Origin of the sequence: Paraburkholderia caffeinitolerans (assembly GCF_902859945.1) — a bacterium.
GTDB classification, from domain to species: domain Bacteria; phylum Pseudomonadota; class Gammaproteobacteria; order Burkholderiales; family Burkholderiaceae; genus Paraburkholderia; species Paraburkholderia caffeinitolerans.
The window spans coordinates 1-12,902 of the sequence record NZ_CADIKL010000038.1 but is presented as its reverse complement, the minus strand read 5'-3'; the positions used below and the strand labels follow the sequence as shown (position 1 = coordinate 12,902).

Annotated in this window: 10 protein-coding genes; 6 read left to right on the top strand and 4 right to left on the bottom strand. The window is 58.9% G+C overall.

What is annotated here, in order from left to right; translation table 11 throughout:
* Window positions 1-223: 223 nt before the first annotated feature.
* Window positions 224-1,132: a LysR family transcriptional regulator gene (locus HV773_RS28090; protein WP_175197429.1), complete on the bottom strand. Its 909-nt coding sequence runs from the start codon at window positions 1,130-1,132 to the stop codon at window positions 224-226.
* A gap of 84 nt (window positions 1,133-1,216) precedes the next feature.
* On the opposite strand from HV773_RS28090, the gene HV773_RS28085 reads away from it, so the two are divergent.
* Complete coding sequence (locus HV773_RS28085; RefSeq protein ID WP_175197428.1) at window positions 1,217-2,023, top strand: NAD(P)H-dependent oxidoreductase; 807 nt, start codon at window positions 1,217-1,219, stop codon at window positions 2,021-2,023.
* A 28-nt stretch (window positions 2,024-2,051) separates the two neighbouring features.
* Here the strand turns inward: HV773_RS28085 and HV773_RS28080 are convergent, their stop codons facing one another.
* Complete coding sequence (locus HV773_RS28080; protein WP_246282436.1) at window positions 2,052-2,483, bottom strand: hypothetical protein; 432 nt, start codon at window positions 2,481-2,483, stop codon at window positions 2,052-2,054.
* 490 nt (window positions 2,484-2,973) lie between these two features.
* Between HV773_RS28080 and HV773_RS28075 the strand changes: the two genes are divergently transcribed.
* A complete protein-coding gene (locus HV773_RS28075; RefSeq protein WP_175197427.1) occupies window positions 2,974-4,368 on the top strand; it encodes an MFS transporter in 1,395 nt (464 codons plus the stop codon).
* Window positions 4,369-4,791: 423 nt separating this feature from the next.
* Here HV773_RS28075 and HV773_RS28070 read toward each other — a convergent pair whose 3' ends face one another.
* Complete coding sequence (locus tag HV773_RS28070) at window positions 4,792-5,646, bottom strand: hypothetical protein (RefSeq protein ID WP_175197426.1); 855 nt, start codon at window positions 5,644-5,646, stop codon at window positions 4,792-4,794.
* Window positions 5,647-6,078: 432 nt separating this feature from the next.
* Between HV773_RS28070 and HV773_RS28065 the strand changes: the two genes are divergently transcribed.
* Window positions 6,079-6,441: a hypothetical protein gene (locus HV773_RS28065; RefSeq protein WP_175197425.1), complete on the top strand. Its 363-nt coding sequence runs from the start codon at window positions 6,079-6,081 to the stop codon at window positions 6,439-6,441.
* 488 nt (window positions 6,442-6,929) lie between these two features.
* Here HV773_RS28065 and HV773_RS28060 read toward each other — a convergent pair whose 3' ends face one another.
* The gene (locus tag HV773_RS28060; protein WP_175197478.1) at window positions 6,930-8,375 is read right to left on the bottom strand and encodes an IS1182 family transposase; all 1,446 of its coding nucleotides are present in this window, start codon (window positions 8,373-8,375) and stop codon (window positions 6,930-6,932) included.
* A gap of 660 nt (window positions 8,376-9,035) precedes the next feature.
* On the opposite strand from HV773_RS28060, the gene HV773_RS28055 reads away from it, so the two are divergent.
* From HV773_RS28055 to HV773_RS28045, 3 genes are all read left to right on the top strand, one after another.
* Window positions 9,036-9,380, top strand: coding sequence for an effector-associated constant component EACC1 (locus HV773_RS28055; protein WP_175197424.1), 345 nt, complete (start codon window positions 9,036-9,038; stop codon window positions 9,378-9,380).
* A 4-nt stretch (window positions 9,381-9,384) separates the two neighbouring features.
* Window positions 9,385-11,196: a caspase family protein gene (locus HV773_RS28050; RefSeq protein ID WP_175197423.1), complete on the top strand. Its 1,812-nt coding sequence runs from the start codon at window positions 9,385-9,387 to the stop codon at window positions 11,194-11,196.
* A 580-nt stretch (window positions 11,197-11,776) separates the two neighbouring features.
* The gene (locus HV773_RS28045; RefSeq protein WP_175197422.1) at window positions 11,777-12,244 is read left to right on the top strand and encodes a protein kinase; all 468 of its coding nucleotides are present in this window, start codon (window positions 11,777-11,779) and stop codon (window positions 12,242-12,244) included.
* The last annotated feature ends 658 nt before the right edge of the window (window positions 12,245-12,902 follow it).

Here is a 12,902-nt window from a genome sequence, read left to right as displayed (position 1 = left end):
CGGGCATCCAATTTGGACCGCACTGCGCCGATATCCATGAATTCTAGAAAACAGAAATGCCGTGGAAGGCGATGAAATTTAAAAAATGTGCGTTGGCGTACGTAAGAGACGTGAAGGGAATTGCGGTTGCAGCGGTGTTATGCCAATTGAATTGATTGCGATGCTGGGAGGGCTGCAAACATTGTTCGGAGACCAATCGAATTTCGATTGTCGTGGCTTGCGCTCAGATCGAAGCCGCGAATTGCTCGCGCAGCCACTGATGCGCGGGGTCGCGATGCACGCGCTCGTGCCACAGCATGCAAACTTCATAGCCCGGCACTTCGATGGGCGTTTCCACGATTTTCAGCGCGGCGTTGTCGCGCACGAGCCGCCAGGGCAATAGCGCCACGAGATCGGTTTGCGCGAGCGCCGACATCACGAACAGAAAATGCGGCACGGAGAGCACAACGCGGCGCGCGAGCTCCACGCTCGCGAGCGCTTCGTCCGTCACGCCGCGAAAGCCGCCGCCATCGGGCGAAACGATCACGTGCTCCAACTCGCAAAACTGCTTCAGGGTGGGGCGGCGCTTGAGTCGCGGATGTCCCGCACGCCCCGCGAGCACGTAGCGCTCTTTGAAAAGCACGCGCTGGCGCAGGCCTTCAGGCGCGTCGCTGGTGATATGGAAAGCGAGGTCGATCTCGCCTTGCTCCGACGCTTTGGCAATGCGCGGCGGCACGAGCCCGACAATCGCCAGGCGCGTATGCGGCGCCGCTGTGCGCAAGGCGCGCAGCGCGGGCAGGACGAGGGTGGATTCGGTGTAGTCGGTGGCCGCCACGTGCCAGGTGTGATGCGCGGTGGCCGGATCGAACGGGGTCGAGGGCGCCACTGCGCGCTCCAGCGCTTCGAGCGCATCGCGCAGCGGCTCGCGCAGCGCCAGCGCGCGAGCCGTGGGCTGCATGCCGCGCGGGCCCGGCAGCAGCAGCGGGTCGCCGAGGAGTTCGCGCAGCTTCGCCAGGTGGACGCTTACGGCCGGCTGAGAGAAGTTCAGGCGCTCGGCTGTGCGCGTGACGTTGAGCTCCGCGAGCAGCACGTCGAGCGTAACCAGCAGATTGAGATCGAGACGACGCAGATTATTCACGGTAATACCTGTCATTGCCGATATTCATTTCAAATATAGCAGACGGGCTCCTATGCTGAGAGTCGTTCACTTGATCGATTCAACCACGGGAGTTTCAGCATGAACGTACTGATCGTCTACGCACATCCCGAGCCGCGCTCGCTCAACGGCGCGCTCAAGGATTTCGCAATCGAGCGCCTCACCCAGGCAGGCCACGCGGTGCAGGTCTCGGACCTCTATGCGATGGACTGGAAAGCCGTGCTCGACGCGCGGGATGCGCCCGCTCGCGATCACGCTGCGCCGTTCAATCCGTCACTCGATTCGAAGCATGCTTTCGCGAGCGGCACGCAAAGCGCCGACATCGCGGGCGAGCAGGAAAAACTGCTCTGGGCCGATGCGGTCATCCTGCAGTTTCCGCTCTGGTGGTTCTCGATGCCCGCGATCCTCAAGGGCTGGATCGAACGCGTCTACGCTTATGGCTTCGCGTACGGCGTGGGAGAGCATTCCGACCGGCGCTGGGGCAACCGCTATGGCGAAGGCACGCTCGCGGGCAAGCGCGCGATGCTGCTCGTGACTGCCGGCGGCTGGGAATCGCATTACAGCCAGCGCGGCGTCAATGGGCCGATCGACGACATCCTCTTCCCGATCCATCACGGCGTGCTGTATTACCCGGGCTTCGATGTCTTGCCGCCGTTCGTCGTCTATCGCACGGGGCGCATGGACGAAGCGCGATTCGCGGCCACGCGCGAAGCATTGGGAGAGCGGCTCGACACGTTTTGGAGCACCGCGCCCATTGCGTTTCGTCCACAGAACGCGGGGGCGTACGAAATCCCGGCGCTCACGCTGCGCGATGAGATCGCGCCAGGGAGCAGCGGTTTTGCGGCGCACATCGAGCAGGCGGTAGCGGCCGAGGCGCTATCGGACTGAGGTGAGGTGATTGTCGATGGACGGGGTCTCAGTGCCCCGGGCCATTTTCATGCACGCAACTGAGCACGAGCGTATCGCCAGGCGATGCGGTTGCGCCAAGCGCAGCGTCATGAACTTCGTGGCTGCCGCACCGCCATCTTGCGCGATAGTCGACGCGGCAGGCCCCGGAGGACGTTGCGATTCGCGGCGATGGTAGTGCCTGGTTGGCTCGAGACGGCGGCGAACTCATCGCCCGCGCATCAAGCACATAGCCGCAGGTCCGCAAACCATCGCAGCGCCGCGCGAGATCGCGCGTGGCGTTGCCGTGCGGCGCGCCGCAGTTGGCTCCCCATGTGCCGGAAACGATGGCGATTACCGGCGCGGCGGCGGGTTTCAGCGTGTTCGCCGCAACGCTTTCCGACCACACGGCGAAAGCGACGAAGACCAGCGTGCCCAGCAGGATCCAGCCAGCGGGTCTCATGATGCGCCTCCTTCCTGGCCGGATGAATGCTTGTTCCCGGCCCATGTAGAGCACTTCGCTTCAGTTAATGATAGGTCGCCTGGCGACGCGCGCGCCCGTCTCTGGTGCGCGGCTACGCTGCAGTGCACCAACAGCTTTCATCGATCGCACAGGGTTGGTGGGCGCGCGGAGCAACGCCCGCCGCCGCACGTGCATCTACCGGCCGGTTCATCGTTGGCATGCGTATTGCTTGATACGCCGCGAGGCCAACGACGGCCTCCGTGATTTCAGTTCGGCCCGCAAATGCGGACGATTGCAGGCGACGGCTACGAGCAAGGCGGGGCAATGGCGTCCCGAGGCGGCATCCCATGAAGCGCAACAGCTTCATGCGGACGCGCTTCGGGACGCTTTTTTTATGCCTTGTGCCGCCGAGAAATGAAATATCGGATTGCGAAGTAAATGGAATCGGGCGCCGCCGGCGCGCACAGACGCATTACCTGGAGAGAGCCTCGTGAAAGATCTTTTGAGTTCGCTGAAGAGTGGCAATTGGCGCGCGCTGGTGGCGTGCTTCCTGTATTTCGACACGGGATTTACGGTGTGGGTGATGTTTGGCCCGCTTGCTCCGTTCATTCAGAAGGACGTTGCGATGACGCCGGCCGAGCTCGGCTTGCTCGTCGCGGTGCCGGTGCTCGGCGCGGCCATTCTGCGCGTGACGCTGGGCAACCTCTACCAGGCCTGCGATGGCCGCAAGGTCGCGTTGATGGGCATCGCGCTCTCGGCCATTCCCGCACTCGTGCTGCTGCTGATGCCGGGCGCGCCGTCCTATACGCTGCTGCTCGTGCTTGGTGTGCTGCTGGGCGTGGGCGGCGCGAGCTTCGCGGTGGCGCTGCCGATGGCGGGCAGCAACTATCCGCCGAAGGTGCAAGGCCTTGTGCTTGGGCTTGCCGCCGCCGGCAACATCGGCGCGGTGCTCGACGGCTTTCTGTTCCCGGCGCTCGCCAATAGCCATGGCTGGATGCGCGCCACGGGCGCGGCGCTGCCGCTGCTCGGTCTAGCCGCGATGGCCGTGTGCTTCTGGGCCCGCGACCTTGGCGAGAAGTCGGGCAGCGCGCGCGAGGCGCTGCGCGCATTCTGCATCGCGCTCGCGGGCCTGATCGCGCTCGTGCTTGCCGTGCATGCGGGCGTGTTCGGCGCCGGCAAGACCGGCGTGCTGATGCTGCCGGTGATGGGCGCGCTGCTCGCGATCGCCGTGCTGCCGCGACACTATCGTGGCGTGCTCGCCGAAGGCGACACGTGGGTCATCATGCTCGTGTACAGCATCACGTTCGGTGGTTTCGTGGGCATGTCGTCGTACGTGACGACGCTGCTGGTGTCGCTCTACCAGGTGCCCAAACTCGAAGCCGGCGTGATCATGTCGCTGCTCGCGCTCACCGGCGCGATGGTGCGCCCGGTCGGCGGGCTGATCGCCGACCGCATCTCGGGCGTGCGCGCGCTCGTGCTGCTGCTCGCTGCTATTTCTCTGTGCGACTTCGCGTTCGCCGCCTGGATGCCGCCGCTCGGCGCGGGCATCGCGCTGCTCGCGCTCACCTATGTGTGCTTCGGCCTCGGCAACGGCGCGACGTTCCAGCTCGTGCCGCGCCGCTGGCAGGGTCGCACGGGTCTGATGTCGGGCATCGTGGGCGCGGCGGGCGGCATCGGCGGGTTCTATCTGCCCGTGATCATGGGCATGGCGAGGGAAAGCACGGGCAGCTATCAGATGGGCTTTGCGACCTTCGGCGTGCTCGCGGCGCTGGCGTTTGTGCTGGTGGTCGTGCACCGCGCGCGTTGGCTCGAATGGGCGCTGGCGCAGGAGGGGGGCGTGGCGCAGACGGCTGTGCAAGCCGTGGAGGCAAGGGTCGGGAATTGAGCGGGGGCGTTGCCGCTTTGATTGGGGCGCTTCGGGAGTGGGCGGAGCGTCCTTCGCGGGTGATGCCGATAAATTTTGCTGCGTCGGGGAGGGGGCGGTGTTGAGCGCGCGTTGTTCGGTGGGCGTATTCCAACCCGTTGCGGCCGATCAGGTGATCGCAGCTCCGGCGTCCAGTTCCGACGTGCAGCGGCCACTCGCTGGGATATCGTCGCCGACAGGTAGTCGGCCATTGCCGACGTTCACGTCTCGCCTTGGGTAAGTCGGCTTTAGGCTGCTCTTCTGCCGTTCGCATCGCCGCGACTGCGAATGTCAGCTGCACTGCCGTCGGATGCGTACTCACGACCCGAAGCAGCCAGATGGACTTCATCAAAACAGCCGTTCGAGCGATTCTGGGATGAGCAGAAACAAACTAGTCGGACCCCGTCAGTCCCAGTGATGAAGCACGAGAGTCTTGGGTTGGGCGAACCGGAAGCTCTTAGTCTTACCATCCCCAGCAAACCGCGAGACATATCGACCAAAGGATGCGGGTGCGGTTTTGGACCATCCATGCCGAATAGAACCGTACAAGCCTGACTCCAATGGATCGGCGTTGCCATCCGCCGAGTGTACGTGAAGTGTTACACGGGAGAACGGATGCTCTTCGCCGAAGGTGTAGGTAGGGAGCCGAGCCGCTGAAACGACCGCTTTGGAAAACATTGTGAATTGGGTACTTACCGGCGGCCCCATGATTTGAGTTGCAACGTCATTCAAGAATCTCGCCAAATCGCGAGAGCAACTCAGCAAAAAAACGATAATCTCCCAAACCAGCGTAGTAATGGAAAAAACATCCTGTTTTTTATGGAAAGTGCTGCTCGGGCATACTGCTCCCGCCTCCACCCCCTCAATGAAATACCCGTGCAAACAGCCAGGCGACGCGCCATGAGCAAACTCCATCGAGAATAATCTAATCCGAGCCTGCTGGTGTTTTATTGCGTTCGCGGCCGCAGAGACGAGGCGCTTGTGTCTCTTAATCTCAGTCAGAAACTTTCTGTAGGCGACGTGTTTATCCCTCAGCGCGCGATTTTTGAAGAAGCCACTCGCTGTCGAGTCGACATCATCAACATGCTCGGCGGCTGCATACAAAGCAAGCTCGATGTAATCGATGACCTCTTGCATCACTTCATCGCTTTTCTCTATCCCGTCAAGAGTCTTGAATGCCTTGAAATAGGTTTCGAGGCGTTGGCAAAGCCGAATAAGCTTCTCACACACTCGCGTGATGGAGATGTTGTAGATGCCCATCGGCATTCGCAGATTTTGTGCGTTATGGAAACAGCCTGTGTCTGCCGTAAGAGCCAGCGGTACGCATGCATCGAGACTAGACTGGGCCGTAGACGCGATGTCCACTGGCAGGTCTTGGCCGGTAGCGTCAGTTCGTAGTCGTTTGGCGTAGCCCCGACCGACGACTCACCCTTTCGTTTTTCTTTCGTCGCGCGACTCATCGATCGGTTATACCGCGTAACAGCTGTAATCGAACCCGAAACATTCTTCTTCACGACTCCCGCTAGACTGCCCAAGCCGTTCCGGCCTTTTTCCTTGGAGCGCCTGGTGTTTTTGCCATCTGATCCGCGTATCACATTGCGCTCAGTTTTTCAGCCTTTGTACTCAGAGATAAGCCGGCCCCGCGTTGCAAGACGAATGCGAACCGCACGGACCTGTTGGGGGAGACGAAAAATGAAAGCACGTCCGACAGAGCGAAGTGCCCGTCCGCTCATGCACGCTATTGCCTTGTGTGCAGCCATTATGTTGATCGGCACGACGGCTTTCGCGCAGGCGAGTTCGCCCGTTACTAGTAGCGTGTTCGTCAACCATTCGTTCGATACGGGCAATAGCGCGATTAACGAAAACTTTCAGTTCATCGCGCATCCACCAATGCGTCCGGTGGCAGCGAGCGCGCCGACTGTGGCACGCAGTCCGCACAGGGGGCGTCGCGGACAAACGGGAACAACAGGCATCGGCGCAAACGATACAGCAACGGCGGTTCCGCTTCCGCAGATGCCGGCGGACGGAGCAACCAACGCCCCAATTTCGCAATAGCGACTTCTCGTCAGATCAATCCACGCACTGTGCTCCGCGATCGGTAGGGGTTCGTCCGCTCAGCCGCCGCTCAACCCGAAACATCAAAAGTCAGTTGCGGATCAAGTACGACTCACTTTTTTGGAAAGCTGGCACTTTGTCGCGGAGTCGAATGCCACGGGCGATCGGACGTTGCTCCGGCTGCTATGTCCGCACCACTGTGTCGGGCGATTCTTCCGACCGTACGCTGGCGAGTGATGAACACTTTCACACCTGCGACGCAGGCACCCGTGGGTTCGATCATTGTGTCCCATTCGTGCCGGGATGCGTAGGGCAGAACCCGACCCAGGCTGTGTGGAAACCCGATGGAGCTGCAATGCGACGTATGTCCGCTGACGCCAGCGGCGCGTTTGGCTGCCTTTTCGGCCATCACGGCGACCACGAGAGGGAGAGCCTCTCCGAGGCGTTCTGACCAGTTTAAGGGCTTTGTTTCAGAACCTACGGGGTGCTCATGCACCCACCAGCCGCATTGCCTTCATCGTCTTGCTGAAGCCCAGGATTTTCAGCACTCGAGTGAGATTGTAGGCGAGTACGTTCAAACTCATTTCGGTACCTACGTTGGGCAACCTGCGCATCAGGAAGTGCGTGTAGCCCATCCAATGCTTGAACGTCCCGAAGACATGTTCGACGGTTCGCCTGCGCACTGTCATCGCATCAGGCGTCTTGTCCAGTCGACGTTGAACTGCGTCCAGCACCGACTCATGCTCCCAGCGACTTATCCGTCGTTGGCCGCTGGGCGTGCACTGTGACTTTATTTTGCATTGCGGACAGGCGCTGCTCCAGTATCGGTGCAGCTGCATCCCGTGTTCCTCGCTGGTGTAACGGTAAATTGCCCGCTCCCCAGCTGGACATTGGTATTCGTCGTCCCGCGCAATGTAGATGAAGTCTGCCTTGTCGAATCGGCCGTGGTGTTTCGCTCCCGACGTTGTCGGCTTCGGCAGCATGACTGCAATCCCCGCATCGGCGCACTGCTTGATTTGAGGCCCACTGTAGTAGCCACGATCGGCGACTGCCCGCAGTCTGCTTTTTCCCATTGCGTCGCGCGCAGCTTTTGCCATGGGGCTAAGCTGCGCCCGGTCACTGCCAGAGTTTGTGACCTCGTGAGCCACGATGAGGTGGTGTTTGGCGTCAACGGCCACCTGCACGTTGTAGCCCACCATGCCCGAGCCTTTGCCGCTCGTCGCCATGGAGCGCGCGTCGGGATCCGTCATCGAGAGTTGGCCATCAGGCTGTGTCTTGAGTTGCTGCTTGATCCGATCGAGGTTTCGCATCTGCTCGCGCAAACGCGCAATCTTGTCTTGCAATCGGGTCGTCTTCGCTTCCAGCTCAGCGGGTTGCGTACGATCGGCAGTCTCCAGCGCGTTCAAATACCGCTGGATGCTCTCCTCGATCTGCTTCTGGCGCTTTTCGACCTTACCTTCTGTGAAGTTACGATCGCGAGTGTTGACGGCCTTGAACTTGCTGCCGTCGATGGCAACAAGCGCCTGCGAGAACAGCTTCAGTTCACGGCATAAGACGACGAAGCGCCGGCATACGTTGCGGATGCCGGTACCGTTGTCACGACGGAAGTCAGCTATGGTCTTGAAATCCGGCGCCAAACGGCCCGTGAGCCACATCAATTCAACGTTGCGCTGGCATTCACGTTCCAGGCGCCGGCTCGACTGGACCCGGTTCAGGTAGCCGTAGATATAGATCTTCAGCAGCACGCCCGGATGATAGGACGGGCGACCTGTAGTCGACGGCAGCGCGCCATCGAAGCCCAGGAATGCCAGGTCAAGCTCTTCAACGAACGCCTCGATAATCCTGACTGGATTGTCCTCGGCAACGAAGTCATCCAGGCACTCTGGAAGCAGCGTCACCTGCTTGCGATCTTCACCTTCTATGAATCGCTTCATCCGGTCACCCATGCTGAATGAGTTAATCCAGTCTAGGCGATCAGCGTGTTTTCACACAAGCTCGACCCAATGCGGTCAATCGACAGAGTGACATCGCTTGGCAGCTTCTCGGCGCGCAGCGGCCGTTCAGACAGAACTCACGAAAAGCCGACTGCAGATGTAGAGGAGGCGAGCGCATAGCCAATCGTGCGCAATCTCGCACGTTTCAACTCCTTTGGCTGCCCTACGTGTCAACCACCGCTTTGTGAGGGGGGCGACCGCTCAAGGGCGCCCGTTGCACCACAGCTTGCCAAGGTGAAGCCGGTCGCCCTCGTCGTCCAGTGTCAGCGTGGCATGATCGCTAAGGCACCATTGGCCGTATCCAGGCAAAGATCAGCGCCCGCCGTTCAATGTACCCGTCCGCATGATCGACATGTCACTTATGTCGATAAGATCGGGCAGCGAGAAGATACAGAAGCCGAACCTGAGGGCAATCGAGCCCATACTGTTCGGTGGCGTACATTTAATCTTGACTAATCTACTCTTGAATCTTGACCGCGAGCGTATTCTCGTATTGTGTTTCCTATGAGCTATTCTCTCAATTCAAGAATCGTTTAGTTAATCCTGTCCGCTCTGATGGCTCCAGGTCAGATAGTCTGAATGTCTTAGTGGAGGTATTACATGTCAGCGAATGAGTATTGTTTCAGCGTTGCAGCCGAAAGCGAAAGGGACGCCGACGTCCACGCACGCGCGCTGGCAGATAGCCTTCGTGAAATAACTGGCGTAATGCAGGCGGAGCGTGAGAAGCAGAATAAAAACACAATGGATTTAGGCGTTATCATCAATATACTTGCGACATCCGGGGCAACTGTCGCTCTCGCGAAAGGCGTTGCAGATTGGCTACGATCTCATCGTGCATGTAAGTTGACGATTGAGCGTGATGTAACGGCAAACAGTATAAAGGCTACCGTAGAAAACATCGATCCAGATTCGGCTAAACGAATCATTGAAATGATTAAGAGTTGATTTCATGTCTAGTCTTCTTGATCCCGAGTCAACCATAGCGGTTATTATCGGTGCTAGCGACTGGACAAAGGCAGGCCTTGGCAGGGCAAAGTCATTTCATAGATCTGCCGCATATTTTAATCAGTATTTACTCCGTAGTCGTCCGGATGGGTTTGGTCTTCGCCCTGAGCTTGTACTGAGCCTATTCGATGATATTGCGCCGCCAAGCGCACAACTTGCTCGCGTACGAGACTTCGTAAAAGAGATCGTGCAAGATCGACGGGATACAGAATGCCCTGTAACAGACCTACTCATCTACTACGTCGGTCATGGTACTTGCGATGATGGAAATACGTTGCATTTACTGGTGCGTGCCAGTGAGCTTGGCATCGAGGCGGAATCCAGTATATCCACTCGAGATCTAGCAAAAATTCTTAAAGTCGCCGCTCCACAGCAGCGAAGAATTGGTATTTTCGACTGCTGTTTTTCGGAAGCGGCAGTTGACGCTTTTGCTGCAATGGGTGATTTGGATGAAGCGGTGACGAAAATTGGAGCGGGCAATTTGGTCGCCGACTCGCCCCATCCCGAACGAGGTACGTTACTTCTTTGCTCGAGCCCACGAGGTTCTTCGTCTATTGGGCCTCCAAACGCCGAAAGGACGCTTTTTACCGGCGCGTTATTACAATTACTTCTGCACGGATCAGAGACGCGCAGTCAATTAATGTTGTCGTTTGCGGATATCAAGGAAGATGTTTTCGAAATAATGCTACGCCAGCATGACGGTCCCGCGATTCCCCGCCCCGCCCTACACCAACCGCATCAGCAAAATGGCGATCTTACGAGACTTCCTGTTTTTCCGAATGTTATAGAAATTAGGAGGCACGAGGCTGAGGACAAGCGCGTTGAAGAGGAGAGTCATGTCGCGGAAGCAAAGCGTATTGAGGAGAACGCGCGGCATGCTGCCGAAGCCAAGCGACTCGAGGAGGACGCGCGCCGTGCTGCCGAAGCCAAGCGACTCGAGGAGGACGCGCGCCGTGCTGCCGAAGCCAAGCGACTCGAGGAGGACGCACGCCGCATTGCCGAAACCAAGCGACTCGAGGAGGACGCACGCCGCGTTGCCGAAGCCAAGCGCTTCGCGGAGGACGCACGCCGAGTTGCCGAGGCCAAGCAACTTGAGGAAGACGCACGCCGCGTTGCCGAAGCCAAGCAACTCGAGGGGGGCGCATGCGGTGCTGCTGAAGTGAAGGAACTCGAGGAAAAGCGACCAGGCCAAGCGCGCCGCGTTGAGACGGAAACGCAACTTGGCGACAAGCGCCTCGCAGCAGAAGGCGGAAAGAGGCGAATCGTTCTCATACTGGCCGCAGTGGGCGCCTGTGTAGTTGCCGTCGTCACCGGATATGAAATGCACTCCGAAGACGGTATTTTGTCGTCACAGATTGGGCAAGTGGACAACGCTTCACAGGTCAGCCCAACTGCAGATAGCACACCATCCACAGATGGCACACCATCCACAGATGGCACACCATCCACAGATGGCACACCATCCACAGATGGCACACCATCCACAGATGGCACACCATCCACAGATAGCACACCATCCACAGATGCTAATGTTGTACCAACGAGGCCCCATACAGCAGAAGACGTCTACGATAGCCCAAGCCAAAGTCGCGCTCCGGCCACGGGTGCTAACGGAGTCCCAACGAGGCCCCATACAGCGAAAGACGTCTACGATAACCCAAGCCAAAGTCGCGCTCCGGCCACAGATGCTAACGGAGTCCCAACGAGGCCCCATACAGCAGAAGATATATACGATAAGACGGCAAGCGGGACTTGACGCACTCGGAAGCCCCAAATCGGTTCCTTGTGACTCTCGGGATCCACAAGGAACCGATCAGGCGACGACCGAAACTATCTCGCACAAGTGAAATGGCCGCCTGCCGGTTCAAAGCCGACGTTAGACTGTTCTAGCAAGCAGCGCCACGAATGGCGGCTCCTGGCCGACTCCGGTCTCACGCCGTCGGCAGTAGCCGACCCTCACCGGACCTTGCCCGGCTTCACCTCTACGGCCGCTTTGAGATGTTTAACGACCGTCCACACATCCGAGTCGGCTGACGACCGAGGCCTTGGCGCGGCACTGCGATCAGCGTGGTCTCCCTGCTCGCATCCGGACGCCCCTCAGCCTTCGAGACTCCTGACGTATTGGACCAAAGTCCAATTGACTGGCCGGAAGTTCAGGTGTCGTATTGCATCGGGACGGCTCACGCGCCCAGAATTAAGTGAAAGTTTCAAGACTTTGATCAGTTCTCCTAGAGTCGCTCACTGTTGCGGAGCCCTGGCGGACGAGCTACGCACATAGCCTCGGGCCAGATAGTGCAGCGAAAGCCCAAGCCTTCATTTTCCAAATGAGGTGAATCATGAAAATCTGCCTGTCGAGGTCGTTCGGGGTTGCTGTCGTGCTCGGTATTGCAGTCCATGGAGGCGCATACGCGAAGACCGAAGCGTGCCATCCTGCATCGGAGAAGCAGATTGCTTCACTATTCGATCGCTGGAACGATTCGCTGAAGACTGGCGACCCGGCGAAGGTCGTGGAGAACTATGTGCCGCGTTCAATCCTGCTGCCGACCATATCGAACAAGCCACGTTTGACCGTCGAGGAGAAGGAAGACTATTTCAAACAATTCCTGGAGCAAAAACCCGTCGGCTCGATCGACTTCCGCTTTGTCTTGATCGAATGCAACACAGCGATAGACGCGGGGCTGTACTCGTTCAAGTTCGCAGACGGCACAGTGGTCAAGGCGCGCTATACGTTTACCTACGGGTGGAATGGACATAACTGGCTGATCACCAGCCATCATTCGTCGAAGATGCCTGAAGGGAATTGAACAAGAATTGCGGCCTGAAAAACGAAAACCCAGCTCAGCGGCGGGCCCACTCCATCGTCGGCGGACATGGAGGAAAGCAAATCCAGCATAGACCGTGTTGGGAAATGCGCTTGGTTCGCCGCATGAGCCTGTATGGCCAATTCGGCTACCAGTTCTCCATCAATAATTCGGAGAGTGGAAGCCGCAAGTGAGTCTGGGGCGATATAGGAATCCGCTACGCCTGGTTATGAAATAGACGCTGCACTTCGTTTCGTCGCGTAGCGGCGCTCGTACCCGAGAAAGACTGATCGTGAATATCACTTTGAGGCAAAGCTGCGGACGTTCAAACCCACAGGTAGAACGTCGCTTGCTGGCCGACTGTACGCGTTCAACTCCCTCCACCAGAAGCCGCCGTTGGAAAACATTCACGCTTCGTTAGCGGCAGCTTTGTGGCGTCATAGCTCAGCGGTCCACCGGCCATGAAAAGACTTTCGGCATGCCGTTCCGAATGACCGGAATTTGGTCGACAGTTGCCATCGGCAATACGTGGTCCCAACGTTCAGCGCGCTGGTAATCCCCCCACTTTTAACGCGGTTCAGAAGTAGAGGCTATGCGGCGGCCATCAGCCGCTGTTTCGGCGTTACCCCGCCAAGGCCCATGTTGGGGCGCTCGTGATTGT

Excerpts from the sequence above, each read along its gene's own strand:
- HV773_RS28050 (WP_175197423.1), top strand. The coding sequence starts at position 9,385 with ATGTCTAGTCTTCTTGATCCCGAGTCAACCATAGCGGTTATTATCGGT.
- HV773_RS28060 (WP_175197478.1), bottom strand. The coding sequence starts at position 8,375 with ATGAAGCGATTCATAGAAGGTGAAGATCGCAAGCAGGTGACGCTGCTT.
- HV773_RS28070 (WP_175197426.1), bottom strand. The coding sequence starts at position 5,646 with ATGGGCATCTACAACATCTCCATCACGCGAGTGTGTGAGAAGCTTATT.
- HV773_RS28085 (WP_175197428.1), top strand. The coding sequence starts at position 1,217 with ATGAACGTACTGATCGTCTACGCACATCCCGAGCCGCGCTCGCTCAAC.
- HV773_RS28090 (WP_175197429.1), bottom strand. The coding sequence starts at position 1,132 with ATGACAGGTATTACCGTGAATAATCTGCGTCGTCTCGATCTCAATCTG.
- HV773_RS28080 (WP_246282436.1), bottom strand. The coding sequence starts at position 2,483 with ATGAGACCCGCTGGCTGGATCCTGCTGGGCACGCTGGTCTTCGTCGCT.
- HV773_RS28045 (WP_175197422.1), top strand. The coding sequence starts at position 11,777 with ATGAAAATCTGCCTGTCGAGGTCGTTCGGGGTTGCTGTCGTGCTCGGT.
- HV773_RS28065 (WP_175197425.1), top strand. The coding sequence starts at position 6,079 with ATGAAAGCACGTCCGACAGAGCGAAGTGCCCGTCCGCTCATGCACGCT.
- HV773_RS28055 (WP_175197424.1), top strand. The coding sequence starts at position 9,036 with ATGTCAGCGAATGAGTATTGTTTCAGCGTTGCAGCCGAAAGCGAAAGG.